19 protein-coding genes are annotated in these 19,274 nt (G+C 61.3%); 6 read left to right on the forward strand and 13 right to left on the reverse strand.

The window, feature by feature from the left end:
* Positions 1 to 98: 98 nt before the first annotated feature.
* From xerD to ffh, 6 genes are all read right to left on the reverse strand, one after another.
* Positions 99 to 995: a site-specific tyrosine recombinase XerD gene (gene xerD / locus BLU37_RS01505; protein ID WP_010444066.1), complete on the reverse strand. Its 897-nt coding sequence runs from the start codon at positions 993 to 995 to the stop codon at positions 99 to 101.
* Between the two features lie 111 nt (positions 996 to 1,106).
* Positions 1,107 to 1,457, reverse strand: coding sequence for a 50S ribosomal protein L19 (rplS, locus tag BLU37_RS01510; RefSeq protein ID WP_010444064.1), 351 nt, complete (start codon positions 1,455 to 1,457; stop codon positions 1,107 to 1,109).
* Between the two features lie 45 nt (positions 1,458 to 1,502).
* The gene (gene trmD, locus BLU37_RS01515; protein ID WP_010444062.1) at positions 1,503 to 2,255 is read right to left on the reverse strand and encodes a tRNA (guanosine(37)-N1)-methyltransferase TrmD; all 753 of its coding nucleotides are present in this window, start codon (positions 2,253 to 2,255) and stop codon (positions 1,503 to 1,505) included.
* A 3-nt stretch (positions 2,256 to 2,258) separates the two neighbouring features.
* Positions 2,259 to 2,795 (reverse strand): ribosome maturation factor RimM, encoded by a 537-nt coding sequence (gene rimM / locus BLU37_RS01520; RefSeq protein WP_090202027.1) that lies wholly within the window; start codon positions 2,793 to 2,795, stop codon positions 2,259 to 2,261.
* Positions 2,796 to 2,800: 5 nt separating this feature from the next.
* The gene (gene rpsP, locus BLU37_RS01525) at positions 2,801 to 3,052 is read right to left on the reverse strand and encodes a 30S ribosomal protein S16 (protein WP_010444059.1); all 252 of its coding nucleotides are present in this window, start codon (positions 3,050 to 3,052) and stop codon (positions 2,801 to 2,803) included.
* A 251-nt stretch (positions 3,053 to 3,303) separates the two neighbouring features.
* On the reverse strand, positions 3,304 to 4,680 hold the full coding sequence (ffh, locus tag BLU37_RS01530; protein ID WP_010444057.1) for a signal recognition particle protein: 1,377 nt from the start codon (positions 4,678 to 4,680) through the stop codon (positions 3,304 to 3,306).
* Positions 4,681 to 4,868: 188 nt separating this feature from the next.
* On the opposite strand from ffh, the gene BLU37_RS01535 reads away from it, so the two are divergent.
* The 3 genes from BLU37_RS01535 (at position 4,869) to BLU37_RS01545 (ending at position 8,577) form a co-directional block, all read left to right on the forward strand.
* The gene (locus tag BLU37_RS01535) at positions 4,869 to 5,681 is read left to right on the forward strand and encodes a cytochrome C assembly family protein (RefSeq protein WP_010444055.1); all 813 of its coding nucleotides are present in this window, start codon (positions 4,869 to 4,871) and stop codon (positions 5,679 to 5,681) included.
* Between the two features lie 12 nt (positions 5,682 to 5,693).
* A complete protein-coding gene (locus BLU37_RS01540) occupies positions 5,694 to 6,944 on the forward strand; it encodes a transporter associated domain-containing protein (protein WP_090202028.1) in 1,251 nt (416 codons plus the stop codon).
* A gap of 316 nt (positions 6,945 to 7,260) precedes the next feature.
* Positions 7,261 to 8,577 (forward strand): MFS transporter, encoded by a 1,317-nt coding sequence (locus tag BLU37_RS01545; RefSeq protein WP_090202029.1) that lies wholly within the window; start codon positions 7,261 to 7,263, stop codon positions 8,575 to 8,577.
* Between the two features lie 180 nt (positions 8,578 to 8,757).
* On the opposite strand, the gene purT is transcribed toward BLU37_RS01545, so the two are convergent.
* The 5 genes from purT to BLU37_RS01570 all read right to left on the reverse strand — a co-directional run bounded on the left by purT (position 8,758) and on the right by BLU37_RS01570 (position 12,000).
* The gene (purT, locus tag BLU37_RS01550; protein ID WP_010444048.1) at positions 8,758 to 9,939 is read right to left on the reverse strand and encodes a formate-dependent phosphoribosylglycinamide formyltransferase; all 1,182 of its coding nucleotides are present in this window, start codon (positions 9,937 to 9,939) and stop codon (positions 8,758 to 8,760) included.
* A 121-nt stretch (positions 9,940 to 10,060) separates the two neighbouring features.
* Positions 10,061 to 10,531, reverse strand: coding sequence for a preQ0 transporter (locus tag BLU37_RS01555; RefSeq protein WP_010444046.1), 471 nt, complete (start codon positions 10,529 to 10,531; stop codon positions 10,061 to 10,063).
* 80 nt (positions 10,532 to 10,611) lie between these two features.
* Complete coding sequence (locus BLU37_RS01560; RefSeq protein ID WP_090202030.1) at positions 10,612 to 10,827, reverse strand: DUF1289 domain-containing protein; 216 nt, start codon at positions 10,825 to 10,827, stop codon at positions 10,612 to 10,614.
* On the reverse strand, positions 10,824 to 11,348 hold the full coding sequence (locus tag BLU37_RS01565) for a gamma carbonic anhydrase family protein (protein WP_010444043.1): 525 nt from the start codon (positions 11,346 to 11,348) through the stop codon (positions 10,824 to 10,826). Before BLU37_RS01565 ends, BLU37_RS01560 begins: the two co-directional genes overlap by 4 nt.
* 52 nt (positions 11,349 to 11,400) lie before the next feature.
* Positions 11,401 to 12,000 (reverse strand): CoA pyrophosphatase, encoded by a 600-nt coding sequence (locus BLU37_RS01570; RefSeq protein WP_090202031.1) that lies wholly within the window; start codon positions 11,998 to 12,000, stop codon positions 11,401 to 11,403.
* 140 nt (positions 12,001 to 12,140) lie between these two features.
* Between BLU37_RS01570 and BLU37_RS01575 the strand changes: the two genes are divergently transcribed.
* A complete protein-coding gene (locus tag BLU37_RS01575; RefSeq protein WP_090202032.1) occupies positions 12,141 to 12,698 on the forward strand; it encodes an NUDIX hydrolase in 558 nt (185 codons plus the stop codon).
* A 32-nt stretch (positions 12,699 to 12,730) separates the two neighbouring features.
* Positions 12,731 to 13,234, forward strand: a complete 504-nt coding sequence (locus tag BLU37_RS01580; RefSeq protein ID WP_010444037.1) for a L,D-transpeptidase family protein — start codon at positions 12,731 to 12,733, stop codon at positions 13,232 to 13,234.
* Between the two features lie 76 nt (positions 13,235 to 13,310).
* Here BLU37_RS01580 and BLU37_RS01585 read toward each other — a convergent pair whose 3' ends face one another.
* The gene (locus BLU37_RS01585) at positions 13,311 to 13,622 is read right to left on the reverse strand and encodes a Nif3-like dinuclear metal center hexameric protein (protein ID WP_010444036.1); all 312 of its coding nucleotides are present in this window, start codon (positions 13,620 to 13,622) and stop codon (positions 13,311 to 13,313) included.
* A gap of 7 nt (positions 13,623 to 13,629) precedes the next feature.
* Positions 13,630 to 17,526: a phosphoribosylformylglycinamidine synthase gene (purL, locus tag BLU37_RS01590; protein WP_090202033.1), complete on the reverse strand. Its 3,897-nt coding sequence runs from the start codon at positions 17,524 to 17,526 to the stop codon at positions 13,630 to 13,632.
* 287 nt (positions 17,527 to 17,813) lie between these two features.
* On the opposite strand from purL, the gene mltF reads away from it, so the two are divergent.
* Positions 17,814 to 19,274: a membrane-bound lytic murein transglycosylase MltF gene (gene mltF, locus BLU37_RS01595; protein WP_010444033.1), complete on the forward strand. Its 1,461-nt coding sequence runs from the start codon at positions 17,814 to 17,816 to the stop codon at positions 19,272 to 19,274.

The following is a 19,274-nucleotide window of genomic DNA, read 5'->3' on the forward strand; positions in this document are numbered from 1 at the left end:
TTGAACAGCCATCCTCGACTTGCCAGGGGATTGCTGTCCGGATAAACGGCTACGCGGTTACAGGATTACGCGACTACGGCCATCGACTTCAGCGTAGTTCAGCCACGCGGGTGATGCTTGGCGTGCATATCCTGCAGGCGAGCGCGGGCGACATGGGTGTAGATCTGGGTGGTCGACAGGTCACTGTGCCCCAGCAGCATTTGCACCACCCGCAGGTCGGCACCGTGGTTCAGCAGGTGAGTAGCAAAGGCATGTCGCAGCGTGTGAGGCGACAGTGACTTGGCGATCCCGGCAACCTTGGCCTGGTGCTTGATCCGGTGCCAGAAGGTCTGACGGGTCATCTGTTCGCCACGCAGACTGGGAAACAGTACGTCGCTGGGGCGACCACCGAGCAACTCGCTGCGGGCATCGCGCAAGTAACGCTCGACCCAGACGATCGCCTCCTCGCCCATCGGCACCAGCCGTTCCTTGCTGCCCTTGCCCATGACCCGCAGCACACCCTGGCGCAGATTGACCTGTTCGAGGGTCAGGCTGACCAGTTCGGTCACCCGCAACCCGCAGGCATACAGCACTTCGAGCATGGCCCGATCACGCTGGCCGATGGCCTCGCTCAGGTCCGGAGCCTTGAGCAATGCTTCGACATCGGCTTCCGACAGGGATTTGGGCAGTGGCCTGCCCAATTGCGGCATTTCGACCTGCAGGGTCGGGTCAACACTGATCAGCTTTTCGCGCAACAGGTAGCGATAGAAGCCCCGTGCACCAGAGAGAAAGCGCGCCGTGGAGCGCGGTTTGTAAGCTTGCTCCACCCGCCAGGACAGGTGGTCGAGGATAAGCTCACGGCCGGCGCTGGACAGTTCCACACCTTTTTCCTGCAACCAGCCATTGAACAGCGTCAAGTCGCTTCGGTAAGCCTCGCGGGTATTGTCCGAGAGACCTTTCTCCAACCACAGGGCGTCGAGGAACTGGTCGATGAGAGGGTGATCGATGGCAGGCATAAGGGCTCGAGAAACACAATATTTCAAACGCAGTCAGAGTGCCCAAGGATCAAAACGCAGGCAACAAAAAAGCAGCCCGTAGGCTGCTTTTTTCTGCATCGGAAGCTGGACTTAAGCCAGTTTTTCCTTGATGCGAGCTGCTTTACCCGACAGGTCACGCAGGTAGTACAGCTTGGCTTTACGTACGTCACCGCGACGCTTGACAGCCATGCTGTCGATTTGCGGGCTGTAGGTCTGGAAGGTACGCTCTACGCCAACACCGTTGGAGATTTTACGTACGGTGAACGCGCTGTTCACACCGCGGTTACGCTTGGCAATTACCACGCCTTCGAATGCCTGCAGACGCGAACGGTCGCCTTCCTTCACTTTCACCTGAACGACAATGGTGTCGCCCGGGGCAAAGGTAGGGATCTCTTTGCTCATCTGCTCGGCTTCGAGTTGCAGAATGATTTTGTTGGTCATGCTGTGCTCCTAAGGTAAATCGTCTGATCTACCATCGATACGTTGTTAACTATCGTCCCGCTCGCGGATGTATTCCTCGAGCAGCTTCTTCTCTTCTCCAGAAAGCGAGCGTCTTTCCAGAAGATCGGCGCGTCGTTCCGAGGTCCTGCCAAGGGACTGCTTCAGACGCCAACGCCGGATATGTGCGTGGTTGCCACTGAGCAACACGTCGGGAACACGCTGATCCGCATACACCTCCGGACGGGTGTAGTGCGGGCAATCCAGCAAACCATCCGTGAAGGAATCTTCCTCCGCGGAGTCCGCATGCCCTAAAGCTCCGGGCAGCAGCCGTGTAACCGCATCTATCAGGACCATCGCCGGCAGCTCGCCACCGGACAGGACATAGTCCCCAATCGACCACTCTTCATCGACATGAGCGTCTATAAAGCGCTCGTCAATGCCTTCATAACGACCAGCAATGAGGATCAAGGCATCCTCTTTCGCCAGGTCGCGAACCGCCAACTGATTCAGTTGCCGACCCTGGGGCGACAGGTAGATCACCTTCGCCGCCTCCCCCGCTGCTGCCTTGGCCTGAACCAGGGCGTCCTCGAGGGGCTTGATCTTCATCACCATGCCCGGACCACCGCCAAATGGGCGATCATCCACAGTGTGATGTCGATCCGTCGTATAGTCCCGCGGGTTCCAACAGGTCAGTTGCAACAACCCCTGTTTCACCGCACGACTGGTGATGCCGTAGTCGCTGATGGCGGAAAACATTTCGGGAAACAGACTGATCACTTCTACGCGCAGGCTAGCCATTGCTTAGAAGTCCGCATCCCAATCCACCTTCATCTCGCCAGCGGCAAGGTCGACAGCCAACACACATTGCTCGGTATACGGCAACAGGCGTTCGCGATCATCCAGGCTGCCCGGACAAGGCTTGACCACCATGACATCATTCGAACCGGTTTCGAGCAGGTGATCGATCTTCCCGAACAGTTGTCCAAGCGTGTCGATAACCTTGAGACCTTCCAGCTGGTACCAGTAGTACTCGCCGTCAGTCAGCTCAGGGAACAGGTTGCTTGGCACGCAGATCTCATAACCGGCAAGAAGACGGGCTTCTTCACGATCTTCAAGATCCTTGAGCTTCGCGACCAGGAACTTGTCGTTCCCGCGTCCACTGACCAGTTCCACCTGTTTCACATTCCCTTCGCGCCGCAGCGTCCAGGTCTTGTACTCCAACAGGTTCTTGATCGGATCCGTAAAGGAATAAACCTTCACTTCGCCGCGAACGCCATGAACAGAATAGATCTTGCCGATAACGATCAGATCATCGGTAGAAGCAGGCGTCGCGTTCATATTGCTCAGGCCGCAGCCTTAGCGTTTTCCTTCAGCAACTGAGCAACGCGCTCAGAAGGTTGTGCACCAACGCTCAACCAGTAGTTGACGCGTTCTTGGTTCACGGACAGACGAATTTCCTGACCACGAGCAACCGGGTTGAAGAAACCCACTTGTTCTTTGTGCGAGCCGTCACGAGCGTTGCGGCTGTCGGTTACGGTCAGGTGGTAAAACGGGCGCTTTTTGGAGCCGCCAAGGGCAAGACGGATTGTTAGCATGTGAACATCGTTCCTGTAGTCGGTGCTGCAAATCTAAATGCACAGCGGGCATGGGTGCCCGAAAGGCCGCATATTCTAAGGAATATCCGGACTTTTGCCAATGACTTTTTCCGGCGTCCAGCGCCGTGCAATAGAGATGTGCCATGGAGCCGTCATGATTAACGGCAGGTCAGCTCCCGCATAACGCGGGTTTGCTGGATTTCCCCGCCTCCTGGCAGGGCAACGCCGACACGACGGCCGGCGCAGATTCCTTACATTTTCGGCATGCCGCCACCGGGCATCATGCCGCCAAGACCACGCATCATCTTGGCCATGCCGCCCTTGGCGGTGAATTTCTTCATCATCTTCTGCATCTGCTTGTGCTGCTTGATCAAGCGACCGATGTCCTGCACCTGGGTACCGGAACCCAGAGCGATCCGGCGCTTGCGCGAGCCGCTGATCAGTTCGGGGTCACGGCGTTCGGCCGGGGTCATGGAGTTGATGATGGCTTCCATCTGCTTGAACTGTTTCTCCGCCGCATTCTGGGCATTGCCCATCTGCGACAGATTCACGCCACCGATGCTCGGCAGTTTGTCCATCAGGCCGCCAAGGCCGCCCATGTTCTTCATCTGTTGCAACTGATCGCGGAAGTCTTCGAGGTCGAAGCCCTTGCCCTTTTTCAGTTTCTTGGCCAGTTTGTCGGCCTTTTCCTTGTCGAGGGTCTGTTCGGCCTGCTCGATCAGGCTGAGCACGTCGCCCATGCCGAGGATCCGCGAAGCGATCCGGTCCGGATGGAAGGGGTCGAGCGCTTCGCTCTTTTCACCCATACCGATGAACTTGATCGGCTTCCCGGTAATGGCACGGACCGACAGCGCGGCACCGCCACGAGCATCACCGTCGACCTTGGTCAGGATTACGCCGGTCAGCGGCAGTGCATCGCCGAACGCCTTGGCGGTATTGGCCGCATCCTGGCCAGTCATGGCGTCGACCACGAACAGCGTTTCCACCGGCTTGATCGCCGCATGCAACTGCTGGATCTCGCCCATCATCTCGGCGTCGATGTGCAGACGCCCGGCGGTATCGACGATCACCACGTCGATGAACTTCAGCCGTGCTTCCTTAATAGCCGCTTCGGCGATCGCCACCGGCTTCTGGCTGATATCGGACGGGAAGAAGGTCACGTCGATATCGTTGGCCAGGGTTTCCAACTGCTTGATCGCGGCCGGACGATAGACGTCCGCCGACACCACCATCACGCTCTTCTTCTTGCGTTCCTTGAGGAAGCGCGCGAGCTTGCCAGCCGTGGTGGTCTTACCTGCACCCTGCAAACCCGCCATCAGAATGACAGCAGGTGGTACGGCATTGAGGTTCAAATCCTCGTTGGCCGCCCCCATCAGGCTTTCGAGTTCGGCCTGGACGATCTTCACGAACGCCTGGCCCGGCGTCAGGCTGCGCGAGACTTCGGTACCGACCGCGCGCTCCTTGACCGAATTGACGAAGTCCTTCACCACCGGCAGGGCGACGTCGGCTTCGAGCAACGCCATGCGCACTTCACGCAGGGTGTCTTTGATGTTGTCCTCGGTCAGCTTGGCCTTGCCGGTGACATGGCGCAGCGTCTGCGAGAGACGGTCGGTCAGGTTTTCAAACATGCGCGATCCTTTGAAGCCACTGAGGAAATGGGCCGCCGACGATCCGAAAAACGCGTCTGACGAGCCTGCAGCGTGGGCAGATCACGAATTATAGCGAGACTGCGTGCGCGGCACTAGCGCCACGGTCTTTCGTGGACTGGCGGATATATGCCAAACTCAGCGTCTTCCAGGCTTTCTTCCCAGGATTTATGTTCTCTTTGTCACCCAGTTTTCTGACCAGTATCGCCGCTGCCTGCCTGTACGCCGCCGCGACCCTCTATCAAGGCGCTCGCCTGCGCCAGCGCGCCAAGGCCGACAAACGCCTGCTCGTCGGGCTCGGCACCGTCGCCGTACTGGCCCATGCGATTGCCTTGTGCACGCACCTGGCGGCACCGGTCGGCCTGAGCCTGGACTTTTTCAACGCCGCCAGCCTGATCGCTGTCGCGGTGATAGCACTGACCCTGGTCGCCTGCTTGCGGATTCCCGTGGAAAACCTGCTGCTGCTGCTCTTTCCGCTGGGTCTGCTGACAGCCTTGCTGGCGCAGTTCGCCCCATCGGGCACGGTACAGATCATCGACGAGGAGCCGGGCATCCTCGCGCACATCCTGCTGTCGATCCTTGCCTACGGCATGTTCACCATCGCCGTCTTCCAGTCCCTGCTGCTGTTGCTGCAGGATCACCAGCTCAAGAACAAGCACCCTTCCGGCCTGATCCGCAACTTCCCACCGCTGCAGACCATGGAAAGCCTGCTGTTCGGTTTTCTCTGGGCCGGCTGGACGCTGTTGTCGCTGTCGCTGATCTCCGGCTGGCTGTTCGTCGAGAACCTGTTCGCCCAGCACCTGGTGCACAAGACCCTGCTGGCCTGCCTGGCCTGGGTGGTGTTCAGCGTGCTGCTCTGGGGACGCAATCGTCTCGGCTGGCGCGGGCACAAGGCGATCCGCTGGACCCTGGCCGGTTTCTGCCTGCTGATGCTGGCCTATTTCGGCAGCAAGCTGGTCCGCGAATACATCCTGCACATCTGACGGGCCGAGAACATGGACAACTTGCCCGCCGGGCCGATGCTCGCCGTATTGGCCCTGCTGATCCTCTGGTCGGCGCTGTTCACGGCCATCGAGGTCGCCCAGCAACTGCTCACGGCCCAACGCCCGACATCGCGCTCGGGCGACAAACCGGCAGCCCGTCTGAGCTTTCCGCGCGAAAGTCTGATTTTCTGCAACACCCTGTGCCGCATCGTCGTGGTGATCATCGCCACCCTGCTCTCACTGCTGCTCTGGGGCAACCACGGCCCCTGGCTGGCCTGCCTGGGCAGCGCGGTCGCCCTGCTGGTACTGGCCGACTATCTGCCACGTCTGCTCGCCGCCCGCTATCCCGAAGCGATGCTCGTGGTCGGCAACACCCTGCTGGCCATCCCGCTGAAAATCATCTACCCCGCGCCCTGGTTGCTGCACGGTGCCGCGCGCCTGCTGTTGCACCCCTTCATCAGCAAGGCCGGCGCGGTCAAGCAGAGTGACGAGGACATGCCGCCGATCGACCTGGAAGAGCTCGGCAAGGAGCATTCGAGTCGCCGGCCACTGCTGTCCGGGATTCATGCGCTGGACAACATCACGGTCAACGACATCCTGGTACCGCGCAGCGAGGTCGACGGGATCAACCTGGACGACCCGATCGAAGACATCATCACCCAACTGCGCAATAACAAGCGCACGCGCCTGCCGGTATTCCACAGCGATATCAACCAGGTCGAAGCAGTTCTCAACACCCGTCAGATCCGCCATCTGCTGCCCGATGCCAGCCTGACCCTGACCACCCTGCTGAGTGCTTGCCACGAGCCCTATTTCGTTCCTGAAAGCACCCCGCTGCAATTGCAGTTGCTGAATTTCCACAAGCAACAGCGGCGCCTGGGCATGGTCGTCGACGAATATGGCGAAGTGCTGGGTATCGTTACCCTGGAAGATATCCTCGAAGAAATCGTCGGTGAGTTCGAAAGCGAGCACAGCCTCGACAATCCGCATATTCACCCCCAGGCCGATGGCCGCCTGGTGATCGAAGGCGCCGCATCGATTCGCGAATTGAACAAGAGTCTCGGCTGGCACCTGCCCTGCGACGGCCCCAAGACCCTCAACGGCCTGGTGACCGAAGCCCTGGAAACCATTCCGGAAAGCGCGGTCTGCCTGAAGATCGGGCGCTATCGCCTGGAAATCCTCGAGACCGAAGACAACCGGGTCAGTCGCGTGCTCGCCTGGCATACCAGCGCCACGCCGACACTTACCACCCCTCCGGTCTAACGTAAACGCCGAAATCGAACCCCCACCTCTCTGGTCGCGCTGGCGAAATCGTAATCGCCAGCAAGCCGGCGCCTACAAGCGCACGCGCTAGACGCATGAGCTGCACTCTTGTTCGATTCATGGGCAGCTTCCTATAATCGAATCGGCTTACCCAGCCTCACCGGACCGCCTGCCTACCCGCAACTCGCTCTCCGGCCCCGCACGTGTTGCAACTCCCCCGCGCCGGACAGAACCCCTTCCGGCCCGGGAAAAGCCCTTATCCCTGGGTGTTCACTACTAATAATTCTTACGAGCAAGACTTTCAGGGAATCGCGTAATGACTTCCAGCAGCACCTTCGATGACGCCAGCTCGACCACACCGCAGAACTCCACTGCCCGGGTAGCGACCGCCAGCTTCATCGGCACCGCCATCGAGTTCTACGACTTTTATGTCTACGCCACCGCCGCCGCACTGGTGATCGGACCGGTGTTCTTCCCCCAGACCGACAGCACCGCACAGATGCTGTCGGCATTCCTGACTTTCGGTATTGCCTTTCTGGCCCGCCCACTGGGCTCGATCCTGTTCGGTCACTTCGGCGACCGGATCGGTCGCAAGTCGACGCTGGTCGCCTCGTTGCTGCTGATGGGCGTGTGCACCACGCTGATCGGCGTACTGCCCGGTTACGCCAGCATCGGTGCCTGGGCGCCAGTGCTGCTCTGCGTGCTGCGCTTCGGCCAGGGCCTTGGACTCGGCGGGGAATGGGGTGGCGCGGCGCTGCTGGCGACCGAGAACGCCCCCGAAGGCAAGCGCGCCTGGTTCGGCATGTTTCCGCAACTGGGGCCTTCGATCGGTTTCCTGGCGGCCAACGGCCTGTTCCTGATCCTCGCCATGAGCCTCAGCGACGAGCAGTTCCGCTCCTGGGGCTGGCGGATTCCGTTCCTGCTCAGTGCCGTGCTGGTGATCGTCGGTTTGTATGTACGCCTAAAGCTGGAGGAAACCCCCATCTTCGCCAACGCGGTAGCCCGTCACGAACGAGTGAAGATGCCACTGATCGAGCTGTTCAGCCGCTACTGGATGCCCGTGCTGCTGGGCTCGGTGGCCATGGTGGTGTGTTACGCGCTGTTCTACATCTCGGCGGTGTTTTCCCTGAGCTACGGCGTCGCCAACCTGGGTTACAGCCGTGAGACCTTTCTCGGCCTGCTGTGTTTCGCCGTCCTGTTCATGGCCGCCGCAACACCGCTGGCAGCGTGGGCCAGCGACCGCTTCGGGCGCAAGCCGGTGTTGATCATCGGCGCCGTGCTGGCGTTGCTTTCCGGGTTCACCATGGAGCCGCTGCTGGGCAACGGCTCGACCTGGGGCGTGGCGCTGTTCCTGAGCCTTGAGCTGTTTTTGATGGGGATTACCTTTGCACCAATGGGTGCACTGCTGCCGGAGCTGTTTCCCACCCACGTGCGTTATACCGGTGCTTCGGCGGCGTATAACCTGGGCGGCATCGTCGGAGCCTCGGCGGCGCCGTTCTTTGCCCAGAAGCTGGTGACGATGGGCGGTTTGAGCTGGGTCGGCGGGTATGTGTCGGCAGCGGCGCTGCTGAGCCTGATTGCCGTACTGTGCCTGAAGGAAACGCGCGACAGCGATTTGGACAAGGTCGGCTGATAACCGTGGGGGGGATGGCCGCCTTTGGCGGTTCGCCAGCAAGCCGGCTCCCACAATGTGGACTGCCCCCCCAAGGGTTGGATTAGTGTCCAACTTCTTGGGGGCAGTCCAATCACCGAATTGTACTCGGACTTTTGGGGAGCGGGCTTGTCGGGGCGACGCGAATAAGGCGACGCGGTTTTACAGCTCTACGACGACCGCCTGGGCCGCACGGGTCGCCTTGGCCCGCGCCGCTTCGATCGATTCGTCACGCGCCAGGGCCACACCCATGCGGCGCTGGCCGTTGACTTCCGGCTTGCCGAACAGGCGCAAAGCGGTATCCGGCTCGCTCAGGGCTGCGCCGAGGTTGGCGAAAGCGGTCTGGGTCGACTGGCCTTCCACCAGGATCACCGCCGAGGCCGATGGGCCGAACTGACGGATCAATGGGATTGGCAAGCCGAGGATCGCCCGTGCATGCAAGGCGAACTGCGACAGGTCCTGGGAAATCATGGTGACCATGCCGGTATCGTGCGGACGCGGCGAAACTTCGCTGAACCACACCTGGTCACCCTTGATGAACAGCTCGACACCGAACATGCCGCGCCCGCCCAGAGCCTCGGTGACCGCCTTGGCGACCCGTTCCGATTCGGCCAGGGCCAACGGGCTCATGGCCTGCGGCTGCCAGGACTCCTGGTAGTCGCCCTTCTCCTGGCGGTGACCGACCGGCGCGCAGAACGTGGTACCGCCGATGTGGCGCACGGTCAGCAGGGTGATTTCGTAGTCGAAATCGATGAAGCCCTCGACGATCACCCGGCCCTTGCCGGCACGTCCGCCCTCCTGGGCATAGTCCCAGGCCTTCTGAACGTCATCGACGCTACGCAGCAGGCTCTGGCCCTTGCCCGAGGAACTCATCACCGGCTTGACCACGCAGGGGAAGCCGAGATCCTCGACGGCCTTGCTGTAGTCTTCAAAGGTGTCGGCGAAATGGTAAGGCGAGGTCGGCAGCTTCAGCTCTTCGGCGGCCAGGCGACGGATGCCTTCGCGGTTCATGGTCAGTTGCGCGGCGCGGGCGGTCGGCACCACGGTGAAACCTTCGCTCTCCAGCTCCACCAGGGTGGCGGTGGCAATGGCTTCGATTTCCGGCACGATAAAATGCGGCTTCTCGGCCTCGATCACCGCCCGCAGGGCAGCACCGTCGAGCATGTTGATCACGTGGCTGCGGTGGGCGACCTGCATGGCCGGCGCGTTCGCATAACGGTCGACCGCGATCACTTCGGCCCCCAGGCGTTGCAACTCGATCACCACTTCCTTGCCCAATTCACCACAGCCACAGAGCAATACGCGAGTCGCAGTCGGCGACAGTGGAGTTCCGATACGGGTCATTTCAGGTCCTCGGGGAAGCGGATCATCGAAGGCACCCGCTCACCGGGCGCCTGCAGGGAAGAAAGGCAGGCATTTTACATGAACTGCGGCGATTCGCCTGTATGGCCTGTGCCCGCTGGGGCTATCCGTTCTGATGAACGGTGTTACGTTGGCGCCAGGCCATCGCCAGCCAGACCACAGTGACCCCGGCGAACTTGGAGCCCAGCGCCGTCAGGATCACAGCGGGAGTCAGCGCACCGATCAGGCCGAAGAAAATGAAGGTGTCCAGCGGGATACTCAGCGCCGAACTGATCCACAGGCGGTCATGCAGCGGCCGCCGGGTGACGGTAAACACCAGCCAGTCGATGCATTCGGACACGGCAAAGGCAGTGGCGCTGGCCAGGGCAATGGCCGGATCGGAAGTGACGTAGGACAGCAGCAGCGCGACCAGCATGGCAACGATGGCGCCATGGCCGAAGCGGGTTTGCACCATGTCGCGCAGCACGAACACCAAGCCACCCCAGGCCGACCAGATGATGTCCAGGTGCGGTGCGCTGGAAAACGCGAAGTTGATCAGCACGACACTGGCGATGTAGGCAATGAGAAAGAGCATGGCTGCAGGACTACTTGTCGATATAGCCGCACAGGGTACTGTAGAGGGGGACGCAGGGCCAGCGGCCCTCAGTCAATGGCTCAGGAGGCAGCCGGTTGGGCCACTGTCCACAGCAGCCCGGCCGCCTTGGCCCGCTCATGGCAACGCCCCAGCACATCGCGCCGCTCGGCGTTATCCATCCGCCCCCAGCGGCTGATTTCCCCAGCCGTGCGCTGGCAGCCGGTGCAGATATCCTGCTCATCCAGCGCACAGATACTCACGCAGGGAGAGGCCACCGGACGTTCAACCGTACTCATTCGTGGTCTTCCTGCAGATCACGGGCATAACGTTGCGAGTTGTGCACGTAGTGCGCCGCACTGGCTTCGAGCATCTTCTTCTGCTGCTCGGTCAACTCCCGCACCACCTTGCCCGGCGAGCCCATCACCAGCGAACCATCAGGAATTTCCTTGTTTTCGCCGATCAGCGAATTGGCGCCGATGATGCAGTGCTTGCCGATTTTCGCCCCGTTGAGAATCACTGCGTTGATACCGATCAGGCTGTAGTCGCCGACAGTGCAACCATGCAGCATGGCGTTGTGACCGATGGTCACGCCGGTACCGAGAGTCAATGGATAGCCCATGTCGGTGTGCATCACCGTACCGTCCTGCACATTGCTGTTGCGGCCGATCAGGATCAGTTCGTTGTCACCGCGCAGCACGGCGTTGAACCAGACGCTGGCGCCCTCCTCCAGCTTGACCTTGCCAACCAGGACGGCGTTGGGTGCTACCCAGCTCTGCGGATGGGTTTCGACGCGAAAGTCGCCCAGACGGTATTTCATGCGGTAGTCCTCACGGTTCGGGATGCAGCGCCCTACTGACGATGGCCTGGTTTCAGATATTGATGAACCGCTCGGGCGGTTTGTGCAGGCTGATCTTGGCGTCATACAAGAGATTGATCAACTCGACGATCATGATCGCCGTCAGCCCCCAGATCTTGAATTCGCCGTAACGGTAACTGGGTACGTACCAACTGCGCCCCTGGTAGTCGATCCGATGTGTATGCTCACGTGGATCCTGGCGGAAGAACTCCAGCGGCACATTGAATACTGCGGCGATTTCGGCGTCGTTGGCGCGGTAGTCGACGAAGTCCGGGACCACTCCGACATAAGGCGTGACCTTGATTCCATGCAGGGAAATCAATGGACTGAGCGGACCGATGATTTCCACCAGGCCGGGCGCCAGGCCGATTTCCTCCTCGGCTTCGCGCAGCGCGGTGAAGGCCAGGTCCGGGTCTTCCGGATCACGCCGCCCGCCAGGAAACGCCACCTCGCCACCATGAGTCGAAAGGCCGCTGGCACGCAACGTCAACACCAGTTCCGGCTCCTCATGGCGCGTGATCGGCACCAACACCGCCGCTTCAGGAAAACGTCGGTCAGTCTCCAAAGGGCGCGGGGTATGCTCTCTTACACGTCGAATTAGCTCATCCTGCATGGCTGATCTCGATGTCTGACTTACCGTCCATCATGCACCAAACCGTCGGAGCGCCCAACCCCTCGGTGGTTTCGCGAACACACAACTTGCCGACAGCCGACCGGGCACGCGAAGATAGACGGCCACTCAGAGAATCCAGCATGAAGTTCTGCAGCCAGTGCGGTAAACCGGTCAGTCAACGTATCCCCGAGGGCGACACGCGCCTGCGCTTTGTCTGCGATCACTGTCAGACCATTCATTACCAAAACCCCAATATCGTCGCCGGCTGCCTGCCGGTCTGGGGAACCCGGGTATTGCTGTGCCGACGAGCCATCGAGCCACGGCTGGGGTATTGGACCCTGCCGGCGGGGTTCATGGAAAACGGCGAAACCGTAGAGGAAGCCGCGCGCCGGGAGACCTTGGAAGAAGCCTGCGCCCGGGTGGACAACCTGAACATCTATGCCCTGATCGATGTACCGCACATCAATCAGGTCCACGTGTTCTATCGCGCCGACCTGGCCGACCTGGATTTTTCCGCCGGTGCCGAAAGCCTGGAAGTACGGTTGTTCGAGGAACATGAGATCCCCTGGTCAGAGCTGGCTTTCAGGACTGTCGGGCGTACCTTAGAATGCTTCTTCGCCGATCGCCCGAGCCAGCAATTCCCGGTGCGCAGCGAAGCCGTGCCGCCGATGGTGCCGAAAGCCGTCGAACCACAATAAGCCGCTCTGCCACTTTCAGGGATATCGTTTCAATGCGTTGGTTGTTCGCTGTGTTCTGCCTGTCGTTTGCCACGCTGTCCCAGGCCACCGCCGCCGACCCGCTGCAGGGTCGGGTCATCGAGAAAGTTCTGGTGCTCAAGTCCGCCCACCAACTGCAATTGATCAACGACGGCAAGCCGCTGAAGACCTACCGGATTTCCCTTGGCCGCAACCCCAGGGGGCCCAAGTTGATCGAGGGTGACCGCCGCACGCCGGAGGGTTTCTACTGGATCGACTGGCGCAAGACCAGCGACAAGTTCAACCTGTCGATGCACATCTCCTACCCCAACATCAGCGATGCCGCCCGTGCCCGCCGTGAAGGCGTCAACCCCGGCAGCATGATCATGATCCATGGCACCCCGGACTCCGAGGACTACCCGGAACAGTGGCTGCACACCCTGGACTGGACCGACGGCTGCATTGGCATGCGCAACGTCGACATGCGTGAAGTCTGGAGCCTGGTCAAGGATGGCACGCTGGTAGAGATTCGCCCCTGAAGCAAGGGCTGGTGATGCGTCGAAAGGCTAGACAAGGACACCGGGCCCAATGGAAGGCCAGGCAGAAGAAGGGAAATCAGTAGTCCGCGAGACGCCAGACCTCGTAAGCGGGCGTTTCATAGGGGTGGCTGTGTTTGAGAGCCCCGACCACGCTTGCGATCAGGGCATCCTCCACCACCAGCTCGACCTTCCACTCCTCCACCTGCTCGACCACGCCGGTCTGCCCGAGGAACGGCTGGCTGCCGTCCAGCGGGCGAAACTGACCCTGGCCCAGCACCTGCCATGCACAGTGGTCATAGGTGCCGATTCGCCCGCCACCGGCGGCGAATACGGCACTTTTGACCTGTTCCACATGGCTGGGCGGAACGAAGAAAGCGAGCTTGTACATACCGCGCTTAGTTCACCCAGACGCGGGCGTTACGGAACATGCGCATCCACGGTGCATCTTCGCTCCAGTCGTCCGAACGCCAGGAGTTCTGTACGGCACGGAAGACCCGCTCAGGGTGCGGCATCATGATCATGACGCGACCGTCGCGGCTGGTCAGGCCGGTGATACCGCGCGGCGAGCCGTTCGGGTTGGCCGGATAGGTTTCGGTGACCTTGCCGTGGTTGTCGACATAACGCATGGCCACGCAACCCGACAGATCGGCTTGCAGCAGCGCTTCCTCGCTTTCGAACTCGGCATAACCTTCACCGTGGGCGATAGCGATCGGCATGCGCGAACCGGCCATGCCCTGCAGGAAGATCGAGTTCGACTCCTGGATCTGCACCATCGCCACGCGCGCTTCGAACTGCTCGGAGCGGTTGCGGACGAAGTGCGGCCAGAAATCGCTGCCCGGAATCAGTTCGTGCAGGTTGGACATCATCTGGCAACCGTTGCACACACCGAGGGTGAAGCTGTCGTTGCGCTCGAAGAAGCCCTGGAAGGCATCGCGGGCACGGCTGTTGAACAGGGCCGATTTGGCCCAGCCTTCGCCGGCGCCCAGGACGTCACCGTAGGAGAAGCCGCCGCAGGCGACCAACCCCTTGAACTCGTTCAGGTCGACACGACCGGCGAGGATATCGCTCATGTGCACGTCGATGGCGCTGAAGCCGGCACGGTCGAACGCCGCCGCCATTTCCACCTGGCCGTTGACGCCTTGCTCGCGCAGTACCGCCACCTGTGGACGAATGCCCTTCTTGATGTACGGTGCGGCCACGTCTTCGTTCACGTCGAAGCTGGTCTTGTAGCTCAGGCCCGGGTTGCCTTCGTCCAGCAGGACATCGAATTCCTGGTCGGCGCAGTTGGCGTTGTCGCGCAGACGCTGAATGCGGTAGCTGGTTTCAGCCCACTGGCGCTGCAGCAGACGACGCTCGCCGGTGAACACGGCTTCACCGTTGAAGCTGATGCTGATATCGCCATTGTTCAACGGCTGGCCGATCACCGAGACGCAATCGCCCAGGCCGGCGGCGCTGAATTGCGCCAGCACTTCGGCAGTGTCGTCCTGACGCACCTGGATCACCGCACCCAGTTCCTCGTTGAACAGGATGGCCGAGATATCCGCAGCGGTTTCCGCCAGGCCATCGAGGTTCAGGCTCAGGCCGCAGTGACCGGCGAAGGCCATTTCCACGGCGCTGACCAGCAGGCCACCATCGGAACGGTCGTGGTAGGCCAGCAGGTGACCGTCGGCGTTGAGGCCCTGGATCACCGCGAAGAAAGCCTTGAGGTCTTCGGCGTCATCGACGTCCGGTGCCTGCTTGCCGAGCTTGCCGTGCACCTGGGCGAGAATCGACGCCCCCATGCGGTTCTGACCACGACCCAGGTCGATCAGGATCAGGTCGGTGATGCCCTTGTCCATGCGCAGCTCTGGGGTCAGAGTCTGGCGGATGTCGGTAACGGGCGCGAAGCCGGTCACGATCAGCGACAGCGGCGAGGTCACGCTCTTGTCGACGCCTTCGTCTTTCCAACGGGTGGCCATGGACATGGAGTCCTTGCCCACCGGAATGGTAATGCCCAGCTCAGGGCACAGTTCCATGCCGACCGCTTTCACGGTGTCGTACAGACGCGCATCTTCACCCGGGTGACCGGCAGCGGACATCCAGTTGGCCGACAGTTTGATGTCGGAAATCTTGCCGATGCGCGAGGCGGCCAGGTTGGTCAGGGTCTCGCCGATCGCCATGCGGCCGGATGCCGGGGCATCCAGCAGGGCCAGCGGAGTGCGCTCGCCCATGGCCATGGCTTCACCCGTGTAGACGTCGAAGCTGGTGGCGGTGACGGCCACGTCGGCGACCGGGACCTGCCACGGGCCGACCATCTGGTCGCGGGCGACCAGGCCGGTGATGGAGCGGTCACCGATGGTGATCAGGAAGCTCTTGCTGGCCACGGCCGGGTGGTGCAGGACGCGCTCGATGCTCTCGGGGAGAGGCAGGCCGCTCGGGTCGAAATCGTCGCCCAGCTCAGCCTCGCGCTTGACCGAACGGTGCATGCGCGGCGGTTTGCCCAGCAGGACTTCGAGAGGCATGTCTACCGGGCTGTTGCCGAAGTGGCTGTCGGTCACGGTCAGTTGCGGTTCGGCAGTGGCCTCGCCCACCACGGCAAACGGGCAACGCTCACGTTCGCAGATCGCCTTGAAACGCTCGAAGTCGGCCGCATCGACCGCCAGCACGTAGCGCTCCTGGGATTCGTTGCTCCAGATTTCGTGCGGGGCCATGCCCGGCTCGTCGTTGGGAACGTTACGCAGTTCGAAGCGACCGCCACGCTCGCCATCGTTGACCAGCTCCGGGAAGGCGTTGGACAGGCCACCCGCACCGACGTCGTGAATGAAGCTGATCGGGTTCTTGTCGCCCAACTGCCAGCAGCGGTCGATCACTTCCTGGCAACGACGCTCCATTTCCGGGTTTTCGCGCTGTACCGAAGCGAAGTCGAGGTCAGCCGAGCTGGTACCGGTCGCCATCGACGAGGCCGCACCACCACCCAGGCCAATCAGCATCGCCGGGCCACCCAGTACGATCAGCTTGGAACCGACGGTAATTTCGCCTTTCTGCACGTGTTCGGCACGGATGTTACCCATACCGCCGGCGAGCATGATCGGCTTGTGGTAACCGCGCACTTCTTCACCGTGCGGGGTGCTGATGGACTGCTCGAAAGTCCGGAAGTAGCCGGTCAGGGCCGGGCGACCGAATTCGTTGTTGAACGCGGCGCCGCCCAGCGGGCCTTCGATCATGATGTCCAGGGCGTTGACGATGCGCTCGGGCTTGCCGTAAGGCACTTCCCAAGGCTGCTCGAAACCGGGGATCTGCAGGTTGGACACGGTGAAACCGGTCAGGCCGGCCTTCGGCTTGGCGCCGCGACCGGTGGCACCCTCGTCGCGGATCTCGCCACCGGAACCGGTCGAGGCGCCAGGGAACGGCGCGATCGCGGTCGGGTGGTTGTGAGTCTCGACCTTCATCAGGATGTGCACCGGCTCTTGCACCGCGCCGTACTGGCGGGTCTCGGGATCCGGGAAGAAACGGCCGGCCACGTTACCAACGATCACCGAAGCGTTGTCCTTGTAAGCCGACAACACGCCTTCGCTGTGCATCTGGTAGGTGTTCTTGATCATGCCGAACAGGCTTTTTTCCTGGCTTTCGCCGTCGATATCCCAACTGGCGTTGAAGATCTTGTGACGGCAGTGCTCGGAGTTGGCCTGGGCAAACATCATCAATTCGATGTCATGCGGGTTGCGCGCAAGGCCGGTGAACGCCGTCACCAGGTAGTCGACTTCGTCGTCGGCCAGGGCTAGGCCCAGTTCGACGTTGGCTTTTTCCAGCGCGGCGCGACCACCACCCAGGATATCCACCGCAGTCAGCGGCTTGGGCTCGGCGTGGCTGAACAGACCCGCAGCCTGCTCCAGGCTGCCAAGGACGATCTGGGTCATGCGGTCATGCAGGACGGCGCTGACCAGTTCGGCCTCGGCCTCGCTGAATTGGCCGGCCACGTAGAACGCGATACCGCGCTCCAGCCGCTGGATTTTCCCCAGGCCGCAATTGCGGGCGATGTCGCTGGCCTTGCTCGACCAGGGCGAAATGGTGCCGAAACGCGGCAACACCAGAAACAGACGACCGGTAGGCTCCTGAACCGGCACACTCGGGCCGTATTTCAGAAGACGGGCCAGCACTTGCTGTTCGTCGCCGGTCAGGACGCCAGTCACTTCGGCGAAGTGGGCGAACTCGGCATACAGGCCACTGACAGCCGGAACTTTCTGGCTCAGTTGCTCGAGAAGTTTGCCGTGGCGAAAGGCGGAAAGGGCAGGAGCACCGCGCAGGATCAACATCTTCGGGACAGCCTCGGGAAGGGGGTGTGCTTTGAGGCCGTGCATTCTAGCCTAAACCGCCCGCGTCGGCACCCGAAACGGCATCCTCGACTCAGGCCAGGTGTCGCCTTGGACAGCGCTGCTTATTATTAATAGGCATCAAAGCCATTCAGGACGGTTATTTTTGCGCTGTCGGCCCATCGCACAGCCCCATTCCTGCGGCCTCCAGCCTTGCGGCGGATTCGCTAGCAGACCGGCACCCATCTGTCGAGATATGGCGGCCGAGGTCCTTTGCGTATACTGCGCAAATGTTTTCTCGAACTGCTTTCCGCCCGCGCTGTGCCAAGTGGCTCATCGCAACCGGACTCTTCCTGATGCTCGGTGCCTGTGTTGAAAAACCCAGCACGCTTGAGCGCGTAAAGGAGGACGGCGTACTGCGCGTGATCACCCGCAACAGTCCGGCCACCTATTTCCAGGACCGCAACGGCGAAACCGGCTTCGAATACGAACTGGTCAAGCGCTTTGCCGATGACCTGGGAGTCAAGCTCGAGATCGAAACAGCGGACAACCTCGACGACCTGTTCAGCCAACTGGGCAAACCCAACGGCCCGGTCCTGGCAGCAGCCGGCCTGGTCGGCAGCGACGAGCGCAAGCAGCAGGCGCGTTTTTCCCACCCCTACCTGGAAGTCACCCCACAGGTCATCTACCGCAACGGCCAGCCGCGCCCCACCACTCCGGCGGACTTGGTAGGCAAACGCATAACAGTATTGAAAGGCAGCACCCACGCCGAACAGCTGGCTGAACTGAAAAAGCAGAATCCGGCAATAGAATACGAAGAGTCCGACGCTTTCGAAGTCGTCGACCTACTGCGCATGGTCGATGAGGGGCAGATCGACCTGACGCTGGTGGATTCCAACGAAGTGGCAATGAACCAGGTCTACTTCCCCAACGTGCGAGTCGCCTTCGACCTCGGCGATGCCCGTGACCAGCGCTGGGCCGTGGCGCCCGGGGAAGACAACAGCCTGCTCAACGAGATCAACGCCTACCTCGACAAGGTGCAGAAGAATGGCACCCTGCAACGCCTGAAGGATCGCTACTACGGGCACGTCGATGTTCTCGGTTATGTCGGCGCCTATACCTTCGCCCAACACCTGCAACAACGGCTACCCAAGTACGAGAAACACTTCCAGACCGCAGCCAAGCAGGAAAAGATCGATTGGCGCCTGCTGGCCGCCATTGGCTACCAGGAATCGCTGTGGCAGCCGGACGTCACCTCCAAGACCGGCGTGCGTGGTCTGATGATGCTGACCCAGAACACCGCCCAGGCCATGGGCGTGTCCAACCGCCTGGATGCCCGACAGAGCATCCTCGGCGGCGCCAAGTACCTGGCATCCATGAAAGATCAGCTCGACGACAAGATCGAGGAACCGGATCGGACCTGGTTCGCACTGGCCGCCTACAACGTTGGCAGCGGCCACCTTGACGATGCACGCAGGCTCGCCGAAAACGAGGGACTGAACCCGAACAAGTGGCTGGACGTGAAAAAGATGCTGCCGCGCCTGTCGCAGAAGCAGTGGTACCGCAAGACCCGCTATGGCTATGCCCGAGGTGGCGAGCCGGTGCATTTCGTCGCCAACATCCGCCGCTACTACGACATTCTCACCTGGGTGACTCAGCCGCAGCTCGAGGGCAGCCAGGTCGCCGAAGGTGTACTGCACATCCCCGGCGTCGACAAGACCAAACCCACCGAGCAACCGTCACAGCTCTGA

Origin of the sequence: Pseudomonas asplenii (assembly GCF_900105475.1) — a bacterium.
Lineage (GTDB): Bacteria > Pseudomonadota > Gammaproteobacteria > Pseudomonadales > Pseudomonadaceae > Aquipseudomonas > Aquipseudomonas asplenii.